Source organism: Pseudomonas batumici, from assembly GCF_000820515.1.
GTDB classification, from domain to species: Bacteria; Pseudomonadota; Gammaproteobacteria; order Pseudomonadales; family Pseudomonadaceae; genus Aquipseudomonas; species Aquipseudomonas batumici.
Genome location: NZ_JXDG01000020.1, coordinates 57,655 through 76,602 on the forward strand (window position 1 = coordinate 57,655; position 18,948 = coordinate 76,602).

The 18,948-nt window shown below is 60.7% G+C and carries 20 protein-coding genes; 9 read left to right on the forward strand and 11 right to left on the reverse strand.

Annotated elements, in window-relative coordinates; genetic code table 11:
• The first annotated feature begins 210 nt into the window (after positions 1-210).
• Positions 211-465, forward strand: coding sequence for a hypothetical protein (locus UCMB321_RS09385; protein WP_017125856.1), 255 nt, complete (start codon positions 211-213; stop codon positions 463-465).
• A gap of 9 nt (positions 466-474) precedes the next feature.
• On the opposite strand, the gene UCMB321_RS09390 is transcribed toward UCMB321_RS09385, so the two are convergent.
• Together UCMB321_RS09390 and UCMB321_RS09395 are read right to left on the reverse strand one after the other, a co-directional pair.
• Positions 475-957 (reverse strand): GreA/GreB family elongation factor, encoded by a 483-nt coding sequence (locus UCMB321_RS09390; protein ID WP_040065847.1) that lies wholly within the window; start codon positions 955-957, stop codon positions 475-477.
• Positions 958-971: 14 nt separating this feature from the next.
• The gene (locus UCMB321_RS09395) at positions 972-1,385 is read right to left on the reverse strand and encodes a hypothetical protein (RefSeq protein WP_040065716.1); all 414 of its coding nucleotides are present in this window, start codon (positions 1,383-1,385) and stop codon (positions 972-974) included.
• 124 nt (positions 1,386-1,509) lie between these two features.
• Between UCMB321_RS09395 and earP the strand changes: the two genes are divergently transcribed.
• The gene (gene earP / locus UCMB321_RS09400) at positions 1,510-2,643 is read left to right on the forward strand and encodes an elongation factor P maturation arginine rhamnosyltransferase EarP (RefSeq protein WP_040065719.1); all 1,134 of its coding nucleotides are present in this window, start codon (positions 1,510-1,512) and stop codon (positions 2,641-2,643) included.
• Between the two features lie 48 nt (positions 2,644-2,691).
• Positions 2,692-3,261 carry an elongation factor P gene (gene efp / locus UCMB321_RS09405; RefSeq protein ID WP_040065720.1) on the forward strand — a complete coding sequence of 190 codons (570 nt, stop codon included), beginning with the start codon at positions 2,692-2,694 and terminating at the stop codon, positions 3,259-3,261.
• A gap of 205 nt (positions 3,262-3,466) precedes the next feature.
• Here efp and UCMB321_RS09410 read toward each other — a convergent pair whose 3' ends face one another.
• The 4 genes from UCMB321_RS09410 to UCMB321_RS09425 form a co-directional block, all read right to left on the reverse strand.
• The gene (locus UCMB321_RS09410) at positions 3,467-4,486 is read right to left on the reverse strand and encodes an alpha/beta hydrolase (protein ID WP_040065723.1); all 1,020 of its coding nucleotides are present in this window, start codon (positions 4,484-4,486) and stop codon (positions 3,467-3,469) included.
• A gap of 26 nt (positions 4,487-4,512) precedes the next feature.
• Positions 4,513-4,932, reverse strand: coding sequence for an organic hydroperoxide resistance protein (locus UCMB321_RS09415; protein WP_040065725.1), 420 nt, complete (start codon positions 4,930-4,932; stop codon positions 4,513-4,515).
• Positions 4,933-5,350: 418 nt separating this feature from the next.
• Positions 5,351-5,803, reverse strand: coding sequence for a MarR family winged helix-turn-helix transcriptional regulator (locus tag UCMB321_RS09420; protein ID WP_040065726.1), 453 nt, complete (start codon positions 5,801-5,803; stop codon positions 5,351-5,353).
• A 73-nt stretch (positions 5,804-5,876) separates the two neighbouring features.
• Positions 5,877-6,833: a LysR family transcriptional regulator gene (locus UCMB321_RS09425; RefSeq protein ID WP_040065727.1), complete on the reverse strand. Its 957-nt coding sequence runs from the start codon at positions 6,831-6,833 to the stop codon at positions 5,877-5,879.
• Between the two features lie 105 nt (positions 6,834-6,938).
• Between UCMB321_RS09425 and UCMB321_RS09430 the strand changes: the two genes are divergently transcribed.
• Positions 6,939-7,688, forward strand: coding sequence for a sulfite exporter TauE/SafE family protein (locus UCMB321_RS09430; protein WP_040065730.1), 750 nt, complete (start codon positions 6,939-6,941; stop codon positions 7,686-7,688).
• Here the strand turns inward: UCMB321_RS09430 and UCMB321_RS09435 are convergent.
• Complete coding sequence (locus tag UCMB321_RS09435) at positions 7,678-8,532, reverse strand: LysR family transcriptional regulator (RefSeq protein ID WP_209437149.1); 855 nt, start codon at positions 8,530-8,532, stop codon at positions 7,678-7,680. The two genes, UCMB321_RS09430 and UCMB321_RS09435, sit on opposite strands and share 11 nt — an antisense overlap.
• A gap of 98 nt (positions 8,533-8,630) precedes the next feature.
• Between UCMB321_RS09435 and UCMB321_RS09440 the strand changes: the two genes are divergently transcribed.
• Positions 8,631-8,858 (forward strand): DUF1127 domain-containing protein, encoded by a 228-nt coding sequence (locus UCMB321_RS09440; RefSeq protein WP_040065849.1) that lies wholly within the window; start codon positions 8,631-8,633, stop codon positions 8,856-8,858.
• A 60-nt stretch (positions 8,859-8,918) separates the two neighbouring features.
• Positions 8,919-10,133, forward strand: coding sequence for a winged helix-turn-helix domain-containing protein (locus UCMB321_RS09445; RefSeq protein WP_040065734.1), 1,215 nt, complete (start codon positions 8,919-8,921; stop codon positions 10,131-10,133).
• 177 nt (positions 10,134-10,310) lie between these two features.
• On the opposite strand, the gene UCMB321_RS09450 is transcribed toward UCMB321_RS09445, so the two are convergent.
• Positions 10,311-11,657 (reverse strand): class II 3-deoxy-7-phosphoheptulonate synthase, encoded by a 1,347-nt coding sequence (locus UCMB321_RS09450; RefSeq protein ID WP_040065736.1) that lies wholly within the window; start codon positions 11,655-11,657, stop codon positions 10,311-10,313.
• A gap of 110 nt (positions 11,658-11,767) precedes the next feature.
• On the opposite strand from UCMB321_RS09450, the gene UCMB321_RS09455 reads away from it, so the two are divergent.
• Positions 11,768-12,523 (forward strand): spermidine synthase, encoded by a 756-nt coding sequence (locus UCMB321_RS09455; RefSeq protein WP_040065738.1) that lies wholly within the window; start codon positions 11,768-11,770, stop codon positions 12,521-12,523.
• Between the two features lie 23 nt (positions 12,524-12,546).
• Here the strand turns inward: UCMB321_RS09455 and UCMB321_RS09460 are convergent, their stop codons facing one another.
• A complete protein-coding gene (locus tag UCMB321_RS09460) occupies positions 12,547-14,574 on the reverse strand; it encodes a type VI secretion system Vgr family protein (protein WP_040065740.1) in 2,028 nt (675 codons plus the stop codon).
• A 545-nt stretch (positions 14,575-15,119) separates the two neighbouring features.
• Between UCMB321_RS09460 and UCMB321_RS09465 the strand changes: the two genes are divergently transcribed.
• Together UCMB321_RS09465 and UCMB321_RS09470 are read left to right on the forward strand one after the other, a co-directional pair.
• Positions 15,120-16,103, forward strand: coding sequence for a hypothetical protein (locus tag UCMB321_RS09465; protein ID WP_040065743.1), 984 nt, complete (start codon positions 15,120-15,122; stop codon positions 16,101-16,103).
• A 102-nt stretch (positions 16,104-16,205) separates the two neighbouring features.
• Entirely contained in the window at positions 16,206-16,973 is a 768-nt protein-coding gene (locus UCMB321_RS09470) for a sulfite exporter TauE/SafE family protein (RefSeq protein ID WP_040065746.1), read from the forward strand.
• 33 nt (positions 16,974-17,006) lie between these two features.
• Here UCMB321_RS09470 and UCMB321_RS09475 read toward each other — a convergent pair whose 3' ends face one another.
• Complete coding sequence (locus tag UCMB321_RS09475) at positions 17,007-17,336, reverse strand: EscU/YscU/HrcU family type III secretion system export apparatus switch protein (RefSeq protein WP_040065752.1); 330 nt, start codon at positions 17,334-17,336, stop codon at positions 17,007-17,009.
• Positions 17,333-18,913, reverse strand: coding sequence for a flagellar hook-length control protein FliK (gene fliK / locus UCMB321_RS09480; RefSeq protein WP_040065755.1), 1,581 nt, complete (start codon positions 18,911-18,913; stop codon positions 17,333-17,335). The genes UCMB321_RS09475 and fliK overlap by 4 nt, the downstream gene beginning before the upstream one ends.
• Between the last annotated feature and the right edge of the window lie 35 nt (positions 18,914-18,948).

Here is an 18,948-nt window from a genome sequence, read left to right on the forward strand (position 1 = left end):
GCCAGGCTTCGCGGGAGATGGCAGAAACGCTATCGAGTGGCGGGGCAGTGGGGTGGTAGATAGTGCTTCGGGGGCGCTGGTGTCCCTTGTCGTGGCGACAAGGGAGCGTTCGAACTTTTCAGTCGGGGTCCACGGCGCTCCAAAATCCTCGGCCGGATATTTCCGTTGACGGTGTAAGATACGGCTCTATTTACACCGCAGGATTTTCCAATGAGCTTCAATCTGGCTAACAAGTCCCTGGCCGAGCGGGCCGCCATCGAAGACGAGAAGTCCCGACTGTTCGATCTCTGGCAGAGCAACCTGGGCAAGGCCAAGGGCGAGGCTGCGCGCCTGTTCGGCGAGCGTGCCAAGCGCAAGGGCAAGTGGGCCGAATGGGTGCGCGCGGAACTCGACACCCTGTCGCCGCCGGAATACACCAGCATGGTACGCAGTGAGGTCAATCGCCTGATGGCGGCGGCCAAGTAAGCGCAGGGTTCACGTCACCTGGATGATGCTGTAGCACTGGGCCACGCCGCCGACCTTGATCGCCACCTCGTCGCCCTCCTGCTTGCCCAGTAGGGCGCCCCCCAGGGGCGAGCGCGGACTGATGACGGTGATCAGTTGGCCAGCCTCCTCGACCTTGAGCCCGGCGGCATCGGGCGCCAGGAACAGCCATTGTTCGCTGCCATTCTCGGCTTCGAGTGCCAGCAGGGCGCCCAACTGGATGCCACTGTGTTCATCGTAAGGACGCAGGGGCAGTTCCTGGCAGCGCTTGAGGGCCTGGCGTATTTCTTCCATGCGCCGGGCTTGTCCGGTGGCCAGGTACGAGGCCTCCAGACCCAGGGTGTCGTACTTGTTCTCGGCGACGTTTTCCTCGTGGGTCGCGGCTTCGTAGGCGGTTTGTGCGGCGCGCTGCAATACGTCGAGATCGATTGCCAGCCGTTCGAGGAGCCGTTGGTGCACGGCGTGCTTGTCCATCACGTTGAAGCCGCTCAATTGCAGAACTGCAGCACGTTGGCCCGGCTCTTGTCGGTGGGCGCGGTCTGGTCCTGCTGCAGCCAGAACTGGCACTTGGGGTTGGACAGGTTGCGGTAGCTGCTGCGGGCCTGTTCCAGGCGTTGCTGTTCTTCGTTTTTGTAGAGGTTCTGTTTGTACTGCTCGAACATCTGCGTCGAATCGCCGCCGGGTTGCGGTGTGGTGATGGCGGCGGCGGGCGGTTTGCCCAGTTGGCGGGCGGCCTCGGCCAACGGTGCCAGGGGCTGCGGGACAAAGATTCGTGCAATCACCCAGGCCGTCAGCGCCAGGGCCATGACCCCCAGCCAGAGACCCAGGGCGATACTGGCGGTCAATTGCAGTGGATTGAGGGTGATATAGAGGGGGCGACGCGCTTGTCGGCGGTAAGGCATGGGACCTCCTGGCAGGGCGATTCGGAGCAAAGGGCAATTATCGCATGAAGATTAATCGACATCGGCTCTTCTTCACGCGCGGATTTATGCGGACAATCGGCGTTTTTGCCAAGCGGAGCCTGGAATGAAGGCCACCTGGGATATTTTCTGTACGGTTGTGGACAACTTCGGCGATATCGGCGTGACCTGGCGCCTGGCCCGGCAGTTGGCCGCCGAGCATGACTATGCCGTGCGCCTGTGGGTCGATGATCTGCGAGCCTTCGAGCACCTGTGCCCGGCGATCGATGCCGAGCTTGACCGGCAGCGCCAGCGTGGGGTCGAGGTGCGCCGCTGGTCGACGCCCTGGGCGCCTGTGGAGGCCGCCGATGTGGTTATTGCGGCCTTTGCCTGCGCATTGCCCCATGACTACATGGAGTCCATGGCGGGACGGGACAAGGAGCCGTTATGGCTCAATCTCGACTACCTGAGCGCCGAGGACTGGATCGTCGGTTGCCACGGGCTACCGTCGGTCAAATTCAGGCAGGTGCAGAAATTCTTCTTTTTCCCGGGCTTCCAACCGGGGACCGGAGGCCTGCTGCGTGAAGCCGGACTGCTGGAGCAGCGCCGGGCCTTTGTGCAGGATCCCCGGGCGCGTGGCGATTTCCTGCGCGGCCTCGGCGTCGATCCGACGGACGGTGCACGACTCATTTCGCTGTTCGCCTACGAAAACGACGGCTTGGCCAGTTGGCTCGATGCCCTGGCGAGCGATACCCGGCCCACGCAGTTGCTGGTGCCCGAAGGGCGTATACTGGTGGATGTGCAGCGTTGGCTGGGGACCAAGGATATGGCGGCGGGCGCCCGTGAGGTCCGAGGGAGCCTGACAGTGCAGGTGCTACCGTTCGTCCCCCAGGAAGATTACGACCGTCTGCTGTGGAGCTGCGACTTCAACGCGGTGCGTGGCGAAGACTCGTTCGTCCGGGCGCAATGGGCCGGGCGGCCGCTGCTCTGGCACATCTATCGCCAGGAGGATGATGTTCACCTGGACAAGCTGGAGGCCTTCCTCGAGCTGTACAGCCAGGGCCTGTCAGCGCCGGCCAAGGCGGCGTTCGAGGGCTGGTGGCGGGCCTGGAACCGGGCGGGCGACATGGCGCCGAGCTGGAAGGCGGTGCTGGAAAACGAGCGGGAACTGGCCGAGCACGCCGAGCGCTGGTCTCTGGAACAGGCTTCTCGGACCGATCTTGCCACGGCGCTGGTGAAGCTTTACCTAAATTGGATATGATACGCGGCCTAGATTTATGTACGTCCCATCCAAATTCGGATATTCGCAATGAAAACTGGTAAAGAACTGAAACCCGGTACGGTGATTCGTATCGACAACGATCCTTGGCTGGTTCAGAAAACTGAATTCACCAAGTCCGGTCGTAACAGCGCGATCATGAAGACCAAGCTGAAGAACCTGCTGACCGGTTACAAGACCGAGACCGTCTACAGCGCCGACGACAAACTGGACGACGTGATCCTTGACCGTAAGGAAGCGAGCCTGTCCTACATCAGCGGTGACTCCTACACGTTCATGGACACCACCGACTACACCATGTACGAGCTGAACGCCGAAGACATCGAGGCTGTTCTGCCATTCGTGGAAGAAGGCATGACCGACATCTGCGAAGCCGTGTTCTTCGAAGGCCGTCTGGTATCCGTAGAGCTGCCGACCACCATCGTGCGTCAGATCGACTACACCGAAGGTTCCGCTCGCGGTGACACTTCCGGCAAGGTGATGAAGCCTGCCAAACTGAAGAACGGTACCGAGCTGTCGGTAGCTGACTTCATCGAAATCGGCGACATGATCGAGATCGATACCCGTGAAGGCGGTTCCTACAAAGGCCGTGCTAAATAAGCACTGCTTTTCGCCGCACGAACAAAAAAGCCCGGACATGTTCCGGGCTTTTTTGTGTCTGCTTGTTTCTGGAAGGAGACGCGATCCCTTGTAGGAGCCGGCTTGCTGGCGATAGCGATTTTTCAGGCGACGGCGATGTCGACCATTAGATCGCCATCGCCAGCAAGCCGGCTCCCACAATGACCGTATTTGCAGGGTCAAGGGCTTATTTCAGGTGTTCCTTCAGTTCCTGCGAAGCCTGCAGCATGGCCGAACGCACTGCCGGCACCTGGCTGACCACGTTGAGCAAGCCGAAGTCGTGGATCATGCCGTTGTAGCGCACGCTGGTCACCGGCACCCCGGCTTCATCCAGCTTGCGACCGTAGGCCTCTCCCTCGTCACGCAGCACATCGGCCCCGGCGGTCTGGATCAGCGCCGGCGGCAGGCCCTTGAGCTGCGCCGTGCTGGCCCGTAGCGGCGAGGCATAGATCTCGCTGCGTTGCTTGGCATCGGTGGTGTAGTTGTCCCAGAACCATTTCATCATGTTCTTGCTGAGGAAGTGCCCCTCGGCGTACTGGTTGTAGGACGCGGTCTCGAAACTGGCATCGGTTACCGGCCACAACAGCAGCTGGAACTTGATCGCCGGCGTGCCCTTGTCCTTGGCCATCAGGCTGACCACCGCGGCCATGTTGCCACCGACGCTGTTGCCGGCCACGGCCAGGCGCTTGCCGTCGACATTGATCTCCTGACCGTGTTCCGCCACCCATTTCGTCGCCGCGTAAGCCTGGTTGATCGCCACCGGGTAGTGCGCTTCCGGAGACGGCGTGTAGTTGACGAACACCGCCGCCGCGCCGGAACCGACCACCAGGTCGCGAACCAGCCGCTCGTGGGTCGGGAAGTCCCCCAGGACCCAGCCGCCACCGTGGAAGAACATGAACACCGGCAAGGTGCCCTTGACCCCGGCCGGCCGGACGATGGTCAGCGCCAGCGGCTTGCCGTCGACCTGGATGGTCTTCTGGCTGACATCGGTGTGCGGCAGGTTCAGCTTGACCCCCGACTGCGCCCCGGACAGCACGGCGCGGGCTTCGGTCGGTGTCATCTGTTCCATCGGCTTGCCGCCGCCGCTGTTCAAGGCATCGAGGAACGCCTGGGTGTTGTGCTCGACCCCGGCGACATCGGCGGCGAAGGCACCCTGGACGGACAGCGCGAGCAGGGTACCGGTCAGGACTTTGCTGAAAGTGTTCATGTTCGGATCCTCAGGTGGCAGCGCGGTTAGACGGTGACGTGCAGGCGTACGTCGACGTTGCCACGGGTGGCGTTGGAGTACGGGCAGACCTGGTGGGCCGCCTCGACCAGGCTCTGCGCGTCGGCTTGTTCCAGGCCCGGCAGGCTGATGTGCAGGTCGATATCCAGGCCGAAACCACCGGGGATCTGGCCGATGCCGACATGGGCGGTGATCGAGGCGTCGGCTGGGATCTGCCGCTTGCTCTGGCCGGCAACGAATTTCAGCGCGCCGATGAAGCAGGCCGAGTAACCGGCGGCGAACAGTTGTTCCGGGTTGGTCGCCGCGCCGCCGGCACCGCCGAGTTCTTTCGGGGTGGCGAGCTTGACGTCGAGAATCTGGTCGCTGGAAACAGCACGGCCGTCACGGCCACCGGTGGAGGTTGCGATTGCGGTATAGAGCGTTTGCATGATGAGCCTCGTCGTTTCAGGGTGGTGTTGTTTGCGCTAAATGTTTGCGCGTTAACTAACTGCAGATAAATGTAATCCGCAAATATTTTGCGCGCAAGATAAATTTTCAAAAAAGATTTGAGTCGATTTTTTCGGGATGGGTCAGGTGGGGGGAGATTAGCGCTAACCGCGAGGGGGTTATCGCGCGCAAGCTCGCCCCTATAGCTAGGAGCGATCGGGCTTTTCTGTAGGAGCTGGCTTGCCAGCGATGAGGCCTGTGAGTCCTGTGTCGTCTATTCGGTCGCCATCGTCGGAACGCCGCCCGCAGCAAGCCGGCTCCCACAGAAAGGTGTTCCACCGCGAAGAAATTGCCGTGCCCGGCCCCCGTGTAGGAGCCAGCTTGCTGGCGATCAGCGCGAAGCGCTGAAAAAAAGCGGAATCAGAGGCTGTCTTGCAGATGTCCGCGCAAGGCCACCAGCTCGGCCTGAAGGGCGCGCAGACGTTCCAGTGAGTCGCCGCTGGCGGCGAGAATGCATTGCGGGATGCCGCGGGCCTGTTCGCGCAAGGCCCGGCCCTGTTCGGTCAACTTGACTATGACCACGCGCTCATCCTCCTTGCTCCGGGTCCGGCTCAGCAGCCCCTCGGTTTCGAGGCGCTTGAGCAGCGGGGTCAGGGAGCCCGGATCGGTCAGCAGTCGCGTGCTGATCTCGCCCACGGTCAGACCGTCCTTTTCCCAGAGCACCATCATCGCCAGGTATTGCGGGTAGGTCAGGTTGAGGGCCTGGAGCAGGGGTTTGTAGACCTTGGTCATCAACAACGAGGTGGAGTGCAGGGCAAAGCACACCTGGTTGTCCAGGAGCAGGTCGTCACAGTTGTCGCGGTTGCTGGTCATCACTAAAGCCTTGTGCGTTACGTTCGATGAATCTAGCGGCCGAATCTTTAATGCGCCAGAGAATTTTCCCAGCCTAGTGTCGTCCCAGGCCGCTTTGCAGGGCCAGGTCCCAAGGCGGCACGGGACTGAAGCGGCTTTTGAGGAACTCCAGCAGCAGGCGGCTGCGGGAGTTGGCCGGTTGTTCCAGGCGCAGCGCATAGACGCCGGAGCTTTCCGGCGCCGGCAGGCCGTTTTCGCAGAACAGCGGCAGCAGTTCACCGCGCAGCAGGTGTTCGCTGGCCAGCCACGTCGGCAAATGGGCGATGCCCAGCCCGGCCAGGGCTCCGGACAGCAGCGCCTCGGCGTTGTTCGAGGTCATGCGCATACGTGGCGGGCGATGCAGCCGCATCTGGCCGTCCTGGGTGAATCGCCAGGCCATGAACGGGGCCAGCGCATCCCAGTCCAGGCCGTCATGTTCGCTCAACTCGCTGGGATGAAGCGGCGTGCCGCGACTTTTCAGGTAGGCCGGGCTGGCACAGGCGATCCGCACGATGCTCGCCAAGGGGGTTGCCACCAGCCGCGTATCGGCCATTTGTCCGGCTCGCAGCACCAGGTCGACCTTGCCCAGGTTGGAGCCCTGCATGTCGACGAAACTGTCGATCAGGTGCAGTTGTACATCCAGGCCCGGGTACCCGGTGAGGAAGTCGGCGATGGCCGGTGCCAGGTGGCGGCGACCGAAAGCCGCGGGGGCGTCGACCCGGATCAGGCCCTCGGGGGCGTTGCTCAGGGAAACCGCCTCGGCTCGGGCCAGGCGCAGTTCGGCGACGATCCGCCGGGCCCGTTCGGCGAACGCCAGGCCGGCGGGCGTGGCCCGGACCGCATGGGTGCTGCGAATGAACAGGCGGCTGCCGACCGAGCTTTCCAGGCTGTCGATCCGGCGTGCCACGGCGGACGGGGTCAGCGGGTGGAGGCGGGAGGCGGCGGAAAAACTGCCGGTTTCCAGGACATCGAGAAACAGGCCGAGTTGATCGGTCAGGGTCGTAGGGTTCATCAGTGTTTGCTTGTGCGAGATTGGCATAGCCATTGTGCGTTGCTGTGCGTTTCCGCGCCAGAGAGGACTGAGTAGCATGAAGGCCATGTGAGTGGGGAGACGGCTGTGGTCGAATTGATTGAGTATTTGTTGCTGGGCCTCGTGATGGGCGGGGTGGGCGGTATCTTCGGCATTGGCGGCGGCATGATCGCGATTCCGGTGCTGGGCATCCTGTTCGGCCTGGACCAGCAGTTGGCCCAGGGCACGGCACTGGTGATGGTGGTGCCCAATGTCGTGCTGGCGCTGCATCGCTATAACCAGCGCAATCGCATCGAGTTGCGCCACGCGCTGCCACTGGTGCTGATGAGTTTCTGTTTTGCCTGGCTCGGCGCCCTGTGGGCGGTGGGGCTGGATCCGCGCAGCATGCGCCTGGGCTTTGTCGGTTTCCTGCTGGCGCTGGCGCTTTTCTACCTGGTGCGCCTGTTCATGGCGCCTGCCGAGGTGTTGGCGCAGATGCGTTACCCCTGGCCGTGGCTGGGGGTGCTGGGCGCAGCGTCCGGTACCATGGGGGGCTTGTTCGGGGTCGGTGGGGCGGTGGTGGCCACGCCATTCCTGACCAATGTCTTCGGCACTTCGCAGGTGGTGGCCCAGGGGCTGTCGCTGGCCCTGGCGTTGCCGAGCACCAGCGTGACGCTGGTGACTTACGCGGTTCATCACGAGGTGGACTGGCGCATGGGCATCCCCATGGCCATCGGCGGCCTGATGAGTATCAGCTGGGGGGTGAAGGTGGCCTACGCCTTGCCCGAGAAAGTCTTGCGCGGCCTGTTTTGCGTTTATCTGGTACTTGGCGCGCTGTTGCTCGGCCTTAAAGTTTGAAGCCCTCGACGATGTGCTCGGCCAGGCATTCGGTGATCGGCGAGGGTTTGTTCAGGTTGCGCACCAGCATGATGTTGAGCATGGGCAGCTGGGGCAGGTTTTCGGCTTCGCCCAGAATTCGCCAGTCCTGGGGGATCAGGCTTTCCAGCAGGGCGGTCATCGCCAACCCTGCACTGACCACCGCCATGATCGCCGCCAGACTCGGGCTGTTGTAGGCCAGGCGATAGTTCCGATCGCGGGCGTCCAGCGCATTGCAGGCCCATTCGGTGCAGAAGCAATCGGTACCGGACATCGCCAATGGCAGCGTCGCCTGTTCGTGAACGGCAAAACACTGGGCTTCGGCCCAGACCAGACGTTCCTGGCGCAGCAGTTGACCGAGTTCGTTGCCCGGCTTGCGGGTGACGATGGTCAGGTCCAGGTCCTGGCGTTGCAGCAACTGCGTGGAGGATTCGCAGTTCACTTCGATCTGGATCAGCGGATAGAACTGCGCGAAGCGCGACAGGATGCCCGGTAGGAAGCGCATCACATAGTCATCCGGCACCCCGATGCGCACCAGCCCGACCATATGCGGTTCGCGCAGGGTGTTGAACACTTCGCTGTGCAGTTTCAGGATCCGCCGGGCATAGCCGAGCAGGACCTGGCCTTCGGCGGTCAGCCGCACCTGGCGCCCGTCACGCTCGAACAGCTGGCGCTTGAGTACATCCTCTTCCAGGCGTTTCATCTGCATGCTGACGGCCGATTGCGTGCGGTTGACCAGTTCGCCGGCCTTGGTAAAGCCGCCTTGATCGGCAATCGCGACAAAGGTGCGCAGGACGTCGGTATCGATGCTCGGGTAGCTGGACAATTCATCAATCTCCGAGATGTATTTCATAAGAAACATTCGTTGGATTGATCTTAGCTCCAGGTACAGACTTTAGTCATCCCCAACAGGAGGGCTGGATGATGAAAGGTCAAAGAGGGTATGTGCTGATCGGTGGTGCCTCGCACCCGCTGCTGTCGCTGCGGGCCTTGTGGCAACGGATTGTCCGTTGGCACGAGGTGGCGCGCGAGCGCCGGGTGCTGGCGGCATTGAATGACGACGCACTCAAGGACATGGGGCTCAGTCGCGCCGATGTCGAGCAGGAAACCCACCAGCATTTCTGGAGCGATCCGCTGGGCAAGGGCCGTTGATCCGGTGCTACACAAGCGGGGGACGACTGCGGTAATTTGCGGGTTCACAAGGAGACGTGCATGCCCGCAGACCAGTCGTTTTCGTTGAAGCAAGCCCGGCGCCTGGCGCTGGCGGCCCAGGGTTTCCAGGGGCGCAAAAACCAGGCGTCGATCAAGCCCGCGCAGGTCAACCGGCTGATCGAACGCCTGGGCGTGCTGCAGATCGATTCGGTCAATGCGCTGGTGCGTTCCCATTACCTGCCGCTGTTCTCGCGGCTGGGTAACTATTCCCCCGACCTGCTGGACCAGGCCGCCTGGAGCCAGGGGCGGCGGCGCACCTTGTTCGAATACTGGGGGCATGAAGCGTCGCTGCTGCCGATGTCGCTGTATCCGCTGATGCGCTGGCGCATGCAGCGGGCGTCCCGTGGCGAGGGGATCTATCAGCAGATGGCGCGTTTCGGTCGCGAGCAGCAGGCGACCATTCGCCGGGTGTTGGCGGTGGTCGAGGCACAGGGCGCGTTGGGCGCGGGCAGTCTGTCGAGCCGCGAGGAAAAGGCCGGTCCCTGGTGGGACTGGAGCGCTGAAAAGCATGCGCTGGAATGGCTGTTCGCCGCCGGTGAAGTAACGGTGGCCGGACGCCGGGGCTTCGAGCGACTCTACGATTTGCCCGAGCGGGTGATTCCCTCGGCGGTGCTCGAACAGCCGCCGGTCGACGAGGCTGAGGCCCAGCGCGGTTTGTTGCGTCAGGCCGCGACGGCCCTCGGGGTGGCGACGGAGAAAGACCTGCGCGACTACTTCCGGTTGGATCCGGCCGACAGCCGCGCACGCTTGGCCGAGCTGCTGGAGGCGGGTGAGGTGCAGGTTTGTGAAGTGCAGGGCTGGCGTCAGCCGGCGTATTGTCCGGCACAGGTCACGCTGCCGCGCAAGGTGGATGTCAGTGCCTTGCTGTCGCCGTTCGACTCACTGATCTGGGAGCGCAGTCGGACCGAGCGGTTGTTCGATTTCCGTTATCGCTTGGAAATCTATACGCCGCGGCACAAGCGGGTGTATGGCTATTACGTGTTGCCGTTCCTGCACGGCGAACGGATCGCCGCGCGGGTCGATCTGCGCGCCGAACGGGCATCGGGACGTCTGGCCGTGCATGCGGTACATGAGGAAGAGCAGGGGCTGGACGAGGCGGGGATGGCGGCGTTGGCTGTCAGTTTGCGGCAGTTGGCCGATTGGCTGGGCTTGCCGGATATCCAGCTCAATTGCCAGCGGGCCAGTGCCCAGCGGTTGCGCGGGTTGCTTCTGTAGGGAGCGGTTTGTCAGTGATGACGGCGGTGCGGCTTGCACCGTCATCGCTGGCAAGCCAGCTCCCACAGGGTTCTGGCCCGGCGATAGGCTGCGGCGAGACACCGACCTGTGGGAGCCGGCTTGCTGGCGATAGCGGTGGTGCTGTTTGCATCGTCATCACAGGCAAGCCGCCTGCACTTAGCGCCTTACCTGTTTCAACGTCTCGGCAATCAGAAACGCCAACTCCAGCGACTGATCAGCGTTCATCCGCGGATCGCAATGGGTGTGATAGCGATCCGACAAGCCGTCCTCGGTGATCGGCCGCGCGCCGCCGATGCATTCGGTGACGTTCTGCCCGGTCATCTCGATATGAATCCCGCCCGCATAGCTGCCTTCGGCCTGGTGCACCTGGAAGAACTGCTTCACCTCGCTGAGAATCTGCGCGAAATCCCGGGTCTTGTAGCCGCTGCTGGCCTTGATGGTGTTGCCGTGCATCGGGTCGGAGCTCCACAGCACCTTCTTGCCTTCGCTTTCCACGGCGCGGATCAGTTGCGGCAGGTGATCGCCGACCTTGTTCGCGCCCATGCGCACGATCAGGTTCAGGCGGCCGGGATCGTTGTCCGGGTTGAGGATGTCGATCAGGCGGATCAACTCCTCGGTGTTCATGCTCGGACCGACCTTGACCCCGATCGGGTTGTTCACCCCGCGCAGGAACTCGACGTGGGCACCGTCGAGCTGGCGGGTGCGGTCGCCGATCCAGAGCATGTGCGCCGAGCAATCGTAGAAGTCGTTGGTCAGGCTGTCGCGCCGCACGAAGGCTTCTTCGTAGTTCAGCAGCAGTGCCTCGTGGGCGGTGAAAAAGCTGGTTTCGCGCAATTGCGGCGAGCTGTCCATGCCGCAGGCGCGCATGAAGGCCAGGGTCTCGTCAATACGGTCGGCCAGTTGGCTGTATTTCTCGGCCAAGGCCGAGTTGGCGATGAAGTCCAGGTTCCACTTGTGCACCTGGTGCAGGTCGGCAAAGCCGCCCTGGGCGAAGGCGCGCAGCAGGTTCAGGGTGGCGGTGGCCTGGTGGTAGGACTGCAGCAGGCGGTCCGGGTCCGGCACGCGGCTTTTTTCGTCGAAGCCGATGCCGTTGACGATATCGCCACGGTAGGCCGGCAGGGTCACGCCGTTGATGGTTTCGTCGTTGGCCGAGCGCGGTTTGGCGAACTGGCCGGCCATGCGCCCGACCTTGACCACCGGGCAGCCGGCGGCGAAGGTCATGACAATGGCCATTTGCAGCAGCACCTTGAAGGTGTCGCGAATCTTCGCCGCCGAGAACTCGGCGAAGCTCTCCGCGCAATCGCCGCCCTGGAGCAGGAACGCCCGGCCCTGGGTGACTTCGGCGAACTGACGGCGCAGTTCACGGGCCTCCCCGGCAAACACCAGCGGCGGATAACTGGCCAGGCTTTGCTCGACCCGCAGCAGGTGCGCCGCGTCCGGGTACTGGGGTTGTTGCTGGATCGGCAGGGCGCGCCAGCTGTCGGGGCTCCAGGGTTGGCTCATCATGAACTCGAGGATTGACGGTGGGAGGCCCATGTTAGCAGCAATTAGTGCGTGACCTGCTCTGTCGGCTTGGCTGACAATTGCCGTTTTCCCGTTTGCAAGGAAATGAAATGACTGAGGAGCGCGTGGAGCGCCTGCTCGCCGAAGTACACGACGCCTTCGGCATGATTCGAGTCCTTGAAGTGGACGATTACCGCTTTCTCGAATTTGGCGATGCCATTGAGCAGAGCTGCGTATTCACCGCCGATCCCAGTTGGCTGGAATACGATTACACCCGGGCCATGCTGATCGGTGCCTTGTGCCACGAGGCGCCGGAGAGCGCGCTGTTTCTGGGGCTGGGGGCCGGCACCCTGACCCAGGCGTGCTTGCGCTTCTTGCCGCTGGAGGATGTCGAGGCCATCGAATTGCGCCCGGACGTACCGCGCCTGGCCATCGAATACCTGGGACTGGATGACGACCCGCGCCTGTATATCCGTGTCGGCGACGCGCTGGAGCTGTTGGAGACAGCGGAGTCGGCCGACCTGATCTTCGTCGACCTGTATACCGATGTCGGCCCCGGTGTCGGTCATCTGGCCTGGGGCTTTCTGGAGAACTGCCAGAAGAAGCTCAACCCCGGTGGCTGGCTGGTGATCAACCAATGGGCCACCGATGACGGCAAACCGCTGGGTGCGGCGTTGTTGCGCGGGCTTTATCACCGGCACTACTGGGAACTGCCGGTGAAGGAAGGCAATGTCATCCTGATCGTACCGGCGGACCTGGACCAGGCACTGGACCTGCGCGCATTGCAGGGGCGGGCCGATGAGCTGGCGCCGCGCCTGGGGTATTCGTTGCAGAGCTTGATCGGGGATATTCGGCCGGCGACCTGAGTGGGTGACTGCGTGCTGGTGATTCAGTCGGAAAAGCCGGTTACCAACAATGGCGCGCGCTGCTTCTGTTCCTGTCCCCCACCGACGAGTGCTTTGCCCCGTCGTGACGAGGGCAGCGCTTGTTCCACCGCCCCAGGCAACAGTGGCCCCTTGATCCGCGGCCCCGAACCGATGCCCGCATCCTCGTTCGCCTCGGGCCCGTTCAAGGTGATGCCGTTGCCGTCGAGCTTGATGAAGTGTTCGCCGACCTTGAGGGTCAACTCCTCTCCCGCGTCGATCACCCCCTTGACCCCGGCCCGCAGGTGGATTTCCTGCCCGGCTTCGATGAAATAACCGAGCCCGGTCTTCACCTGCAGGCTATTGCCGACCATCAGGCTGTCATCCCCTTTTACCTCGACGCGGCGGTCCTGGTGGACGGTGTGGTGTTCCTCCGCCTGAAACTCGGCGTAGCTGTTGGCACCGATGCTTTCATGCCGTTCATGGCCGACCTGCACATGCTGGTCGTGTTCGATGTGCTGCTCAAAATCCCGCTGGGCATGTAGGTAGATCTGTTCCTCGCCCTTGCGGTCTTCGATACGGACTTCATTGCTGCCGCCACCGCCCGGGCTGCTCAGGCTCTTGAACACGCTGCGGGTCTTGTGCGCCGGTAGCGGGTAGGGCGCTTGCTGTACCGCGTTGTTCAGGCAACCGACGACCAGCGGCTGATCTGGGTCGCCTTCCAGAAAGGTCACCAGCACTTCCATGCCGACCCGGGGCAGGGTGATGGTGCCATGACCGGGACCGGCCCAGCCGGACGCCACCCGCAACCAGCAACTGCTCCGTTCACCGGTTTCGTCCGAACGATCCCAGTGAAACCTCACCTTTACTCGACCGTATTCGTCGCAGTGGATCTCTTCTCCGGGCGGGCCGGTGACGATGGCGGTCTGGGCATTGAGGCGACGGGATTCGCGCATGTGCAGCGGCGGACGAAAGAACACATCCCACGGCGTGGCGAGAAAGCTGTTGCGGTAGCCCTGGCGGAAATCGCCGTCGGTATGGGGCGCAGTTGCTGTCGACTCCTCCAGCACCTGTGGCTGCCTGCCTTCGTGGGTCAGCTGGGTCAGTAGCCAGAGAGCGTTCCAGTCCGGCTGTGGGTGGTCGGTCAGGGGCAGGAAGTGTCCACTGGCCAGCCGTGGTTCATTGCTCTGGCCCGAGGCCTGTCGGTAGTCGCTACGATGGCTTTCCAACTGGCGCCGGTTGCGCTGTCGGCCGTGTTCGTCGCTCCTGTAGCGACCCGGGTAGCGGTAATCCTCGAGGTCCGGCTGGGGCAGGGGATGGAACACGCAGGCGCTGCTTTCCAGCCCCGCGCCGGGGTGTTCGAAGTCGTAGTCACGCAAGGTCGCCCGGGTGCTGCGTGTCTCCAGGCGCAGGTCGAAGGCGGTGATGCCAGGTCGTTGCGCGACCCTGCCGTTGTCCGGCCGGTACGGCACACTGTCGGGCAGTGGACGGAAGTAGGTCTGGTCATCGCCGAAGGCCAGGTGATGACCCTGCGGACTGTGCTGGAAGTGATAGTGCAGGCCGTCCTCTTCGCACAGGCGCTGGATGAAATCCAGGTCGGACTCGTTGTACTGCACGCAGTATTCGCGAGTCGGCAAGGGCTGGGCGAGGTTGAAGCTGAAGGCATTGCCGAGGATGCCGTGCTCCTTGAGCACCTGGACGACGATCTGCGGCACGCTCTGGTTCTGGAAGATGCGCCGGTTGAAACGGTGGCCCAGATAGGTCAGCTGCGGAACCAGCGTGAGCTGATAGTGCGTCCAGCGCTGGCCGGTGTCGCCCTGGCCGATGCCGTAGACCTGGCCGTGAATACCCGTACCAGCTTCGTTGAAAGCGAGAAAGCCCTGTCGGTGCAACAGATCGTCGAGGTTGAGGTCCGGGTGCCGGCTGACCAGTTCCAGTTCGAAGCGGTAGGGTTGGCTGATGGCCTCCGTGCCCTTGAACGCCAGGACTTCAAGCCCGTGCTCGAAACCCGGGAGGCTGAAGGTGAAGCGGGGTTGATTCGCCGAGGTGAACATCCGTTGTTCCTCCTGCAAGGGGAAAGCACGGAGTCTGGACCTGTCGGTAGTAGTGTTGAAGGGTGGAAAACAAAATCAGAATCAGGCTACAAGGCCCTGCTTTGGCGGGTTGTAGGGCGATGTAGGAGTAATGGTCAAAGCCTTGCAGGATCGTGCCGATGAACTGGCGCCGCGCCTGGGGTATTCGTTTCAGACCTTGATCGGGGAGATTCGGCTGGCGACTTGTGTGGGTGGTGGTTGTGCCTGAGAGAAAAACGGCTATTCAATTGTTGCAATTAATTTCGGGTGAAATATTCCTGGATGACAGCAAGTCCTACAAGGAAATCGCCATTTAGAGCTGTTGCTCTCAACGGTGCGCTACACATGTTGTGTGAACTATCTTACATGTCGATTTTTTCAGGGCGAATTAAATCACTTTGGCGCGTTCTTGCCCCGTGTTAAAAATTGACAAGGTTGAAGATGTCTATCTAAATTGGAATTGTCCAGTGCGCGGTCGGACAAAATAAACAGTGGGGAAATGCACATGAAAACGAAAGGGCGAAATCATGAGCTCAGCATCATTGCAAAGTCGCTTCGAAATATTTGAACAAAACAAGTCGATGCAACAGTTTGGTGAAATTTTTATTGAGGCGTTAACCCGTCATCTCAGAAATTTAAATATACCAGGTCGAGCTATATTCGACAATTTCCAGAGAGGGGCCATATCCGCGCAGGTTGATCAAATAGCTGAGATTCAGAATGCGATGCGCGAAGTACTTTGCCATCCGACCACTCAAGAAGCTCAGACCTACGCCGAAAATACATTTAAAGCCTTTCTCAAAAAAGACAAGGCAGATTCTGGTGTTTTGAAATTTTTCAATGGATGGAATGAAACCCACAAAACAACCAGCTTGGTCTCCGCCAAAATTATCATGCGTTTATCTGCGGACGCTCTATCCGTATCTGCCGAAAAGCGAGCTGGATACCATAACGTTATGGCACACATGCATGAGGTTGCGAAAGATGATTTCGGCCTCGGGCACAAAGGACATGATGGCATGTACGATTATATGACGGCGGCCTTTGGTGCGGCTGGATGGGTAGAGAGTCAGTATAAAGTTGATGAGTGTGAAAGGTTCTCTGCATTCCTCTACGCGACTGGCGTAGCGGAACATACATCCCCCATGAATTCTATTGAACATAAACAATCCATCATGGATGCTATGATGGTCTCCATCGCTTCAGAGCTTTGGAATGGACGAGAATATAATTTTCTCGCTCAATACATTGAGAAAAAACTTCTTTCTTTCAATCCCTTGTTGAGCAGCAGCGTTCAAAACCTGCGAAATGCAAAAGGATATGTATTGGGCCATGCTGGAGAAGTAGAAAACAAGCACGGCCTACATGCTTTGGCTGCAGCACAAACTTATGGCCGAACGGTAGACCTAAAATTTGAGGTTGATCGCCTACAAGAAATAATGCTCGATTACAATCAGCGTGTCGGAAAAGCATTCAATTTTTTGCATGCGGCTTTGACCTCGACAAGCTGATGTGTCAGTGATACTCATCCTGGATCCTCGTATATCCAAGCCCCAATGGATAGGACTTCGTAATGCCTAGTAAAGAACGCCAATCCTGGCTGGATACTTTATATGGACTTTGAGTATTCCTTAATTGCGTTAGGTGTTTTTGCTTTTTGCGGTGGCTTGATTGATGCAGCCGTTGGCGGAGGTGGACTTGTACAGCTGCCAGCACTTTTACACGCTTTACCCCAATACAGCTTGGCTACGGTTTTTGGAACCAATAAGCTATCTGTTTTAGCGGGTAACTTCTCTTCCATATTCACCTATCTCAAAAGAATAAAAATCATATGGAGGCTTATGCTTCCGACTATGATTTCAGCTTTTATATTTGCCTTCTTTGGCGCGCTCTCTGTTTCGCTCGTTCCAAAGAGGCTTATGGAGTATGTTGCTTTTTTTATTTTGATAGTGATGGCTGTTTATACTTTTGTAAAAAAAGATTTGGGTCGAGTCGGTTGTGATATTCAAATTGGAAAGAAAGAAACGCTGCTGGGGATTTTCTTTGGCGGATTAATCGGTTTTTATGATGGTGTGTTCGGGCCTGGTAGCGGCAGCCTTCTACTTTTTATTTTTGTAAGATATTTTGGGTTCGATTTTCTAAATGCATCAGCTTCAGCAAAGCTGGTTAATTTAGGAACATTTAGCGCGGCGCTAATATTTTTTATCCCGTCGGGTAATGTTTTATGGGGGATAGGTGGAGTCGTTGCTGTGTGCAATATTGCAGGCTCTATTGCTGGGGTTTTTTTAGCGCTGCGTTATGGGAGTGGCTTTATTCGAATATTCTTTTTGATTTTACTTGTTTTTCTCATTGGGAGGATGGGGGTGTCCATATTCTTATAAGTCAATCTTGCGCGCTGTGAATGATTTTCTGAATCAGTAATCCTCCCCACGCTCAGTAATATCTTTCTCTATCGGCGGTGCATTGGGATCCTGGCCTGCCGGGAATTTTCCCTTGAGGTTCCAGGCAAAGGCGATGATCTCGGCGATGGTCCGGTACAGCTCTTGCGGAATGCTGTCGCCCAACTCCATCCGCGCCAGCAGTTTCACCAGCTCGGCATTCTCGTAGATCGGTACTTCATAGTCCCGGGCCAGCTTGAGGATGGCTTCGGCCAGTTCCTCGTCGCCCTTGGCGGTGAGGGTCGGGGCTTGCTGGCCGTCGTACTTGAGGGCAATGGCCTGGCGTGGGGTGTTGGGATTCTTCATGCGGTTTCGTCGACCCAGCGTTGTTCCAGTCGGGTTTGATTGCCCTGGGGCGGAGTGCCTTGATGGCAATCGAGATCGCTGACATTCAGGCCCGAGGCGCGCAGGCGCTCGCGCAGCTCGCCCAATTGGCTGGCGATCAGGCTGGCGGTGTAGGGGCGTTCGGCCCACAACTGGCTGGACAGGCTGCCGCGCACCAGCTGGGCCTGGACTTGCAAGGGGCCCAGCGGTTCGAGGTCGAAGGCCAGTTCCACCCGCCACAGTTGTTCTTTCTGCTCGCGCTTCTCGTGTTTTTCCTGCTGCGCTTGCTGCTCCTTTTCCTCATGCTGGATCTTGATCTGCAAGGGCACGATGTCGTGCAGGTTGCGCATGGGAATTTCCAGTTGCCAGGTGGTCTGCAGATTGCCCTCGGGTGTGCGCCCGGTCTGCTCCAGGCTCGACAGTTGATGGGTTTGCAGGCGCGAAACGGCGGCGGCCGCCAGGCGCAGGAGGTTTTCCAGGTCGCCTTCGCCAGCGAGGCTTTGCAGCAAGCGCGACGGCAGCGGAAAGCTGATCGGCTGGGTGGACTCGCCGACCTGGCCGAGCGTGCCCAGGGCGCTGCGGACAAAGCCCGGCAGCGCGCGGGCGAGCATGCTGGCGGTGGCCCCGGGGTCGAAGCCCGGGCCACCAGGCACTTGCGGCATGATCTGGGCGATCAGGCGCAGCAGGTTGCTTTTGAGGTCTGGTGTCAGGGCCGGGTTTTGCCCTTGCAACAGATTGGCCTCCAGGAACAGCCCGCTGTTCTGCAGGGCCTGGGCCAGGCCTTTGGGATTGCTCAACTGATGGATGTCGGGCAGGTCCGCCAGCAGGGTGTTGATGGCCGCCCGCAGGTCGTCGGGCAACTCGGCGTCGCGGGGCAGGTTCTGCAGGGTGCTGATCAGGCTGTCCAGAGAACCCTGGCGACCTTGCTGGGTGATCAGTTGCCGGGCCACCGCCAGTTGGTCCTGGCGGGCGGCAAGCGGCACCAGGCTCAGGCTCTGCGAGCTTTGCACCTGGGCGCTGAGCAGGCTGCCGAGGCGCAGCGGTTGCGGGCTGTCGAGGGTCAGGGTGGTGCCACTCAGGACCGTATTGAGCAGGGTCACCAGCGAGCGATAGACCGCCGGCTGTCCGGGGACTTGTGGCAGTGCCTGGGTGGTCATGACCTTGCCTTGCAGCAGGGTGCCGACCGGCAGTTGCGTGGTGTCCAGGCGGGTCAGCGCGGCGACGCTGGCGCTCAGGGCCTGCTGCACGGTGATGGCCAGGTTGCCGGGCGACGGTTGGGTCACGACAACACTGGCGCCTTGCGGCAACGGCTGGTTGCTGCTGGCCTGCACCATGGTCTGGCGACCGTTGTCGGTGGTGACCTTGAGCAACAGCTGGAAGGTCTGGTCGGTTTGGTCGGTTTGCTTGAGGGAGAGGACTTCGGCCTGGGCACTCTGTCCGGGGGCGATCAGGCCTTCCAGCGGCGGTGTCAGCTGCAGCAGTTCGCTGGCCAGCAGCATCGGACGGCTGTTGGCCGGGATCAGCTGGGGCACGGGGAGGATGGTGAATTCGCCTGTCATCGGGTCGCAGCCTGTCGAAATAGCCCTCTTTGGAG

Bases quoted from the DNA above. Each gene is read 5' to 3' on its own strand.
- UCMB321_RS09445 (WP_040065734.1), top strand. From the start codon at position 8,919: ATGCCCGCAGACCAGTCGTTTTCGTTGAAGCAAGCCCGGCGCCTGGCG.
- UCMB321_RS09420 (WP_040065726.1), bottom strand. From the start codon at position 5,803: ATGACCAGCAACCGCGACAACTGTGACGACCTGCTCCTGGACAACCAG.
- earP (WP_040065719.1), top strand. From the start codon at position 1,510: ATGAAGGCCACCTGGGATATTTTCTGTACGGTTGTGGACAACTTCGGC.
- UCMB321_RS09440 (WP_040065849.1), top strand. From the start codon at position 8,631: ATGAAAGGTCAAAGAGGGTATGTGCTGATCGGTGGTGCCTCGCACCCG.
- UCMB321_RS09465 (WP_040065743.1), top strand. From the start codon at position 15,120: ATGAGCTCAGCATCATTGCAAAGTCGCTTCGAAATATTTGAACAAAAC.
- UCMB321_RS09415 (WP_040065725.1), bottom strand. From the start codon at position 4,932: ATGCAAACGCTCTATACCGCAATCGCAACCTCCACCGGTGGCCGTGAC.
- UCMB321_RS09410 (WP_040065723.1), bottom strand. From the start codon at position 4,486: ATGAACACTTTCAGCAAAGTCCTGACCGGTACCCTGCTCGCGCTGTCC.
- UCMB321_RS09425 (WP_040065727.1), bottom strand. From the start codon at position 6,833: ATGAACCCTACGACCCTGACCGATCAACTCGGCCTGTTTCTCGATGTC.
- UCMB321_RS09390 (WP_040065847.1), bottom strand. From the start codon at position 957: ATGGACAAGCACGCCGTGCACCAACGGCTCCTCGAACGGCTGGCAATC.
- UCMB321_RS09460 (WP_040065740.1), bottom strand. From the start codon at position 14,574: ATGTTCACCTCGGCGAATCAACCCCGCTTCACCTTCAGCCTCCCGGGT.
- UCMB321_RS09385 (WP_017125856.1), top strand. From the start codon at position 211: ATGAGCTTCAATCTGGCTAACAAGTCCCTGGCCGAGCGGGCCGCCATC.
- UCMB321_RS09395 (WP_040065716.1), bottom strand. From the start codon at position 1,385: ATGCCTTACCGCCGACAAGCGCGTCGCCCCCTCTATATCACCCTCAAT.
- fliK (WP_040065755.1), bottom strand. From the start codon at position 18,913: ATGACAGGCGAATTCACCATCCTCCCCGTGCCCCAGCTGATCCCGGCC.
- efp (WP_040065720.1), top strand. From the start codon at position 2,692: ATGAAAACTGGTAAAGAACTGAAACCCGGTACGGTGATTCGTATCGAC.
- UCMB321_RS09475 (WP_040065752.1), bottom strand. From the start codon at position 17,336: ATGAAGAATCCCAACACCCCACGCCAGGCCATTGCCCTCAAGTACGAC.
- UCMB321_RS09455 (WP_040065738.1), top strand. From the start codon at position 11,768: ATGACTGAGGAGCGCGTGGAGCGCCTGCTCGCCGAAGTACACGACGCC.
- UCMB321_RS09470 (WP_040065746.1), top strand. From the start codon at position 16,206: ATGGACTTTGAGTATTCCTTAATTGCGTTAGGTGTTTTTGCTTTTTGC.
- UCMB321_RS09450 (WP_040065736.1), bottom strand. From the start codon at position 11,657: ATGAGCCAACCCTGGAGCCCCGACAGCTGGCGCGCCCTGCCGATCCAG.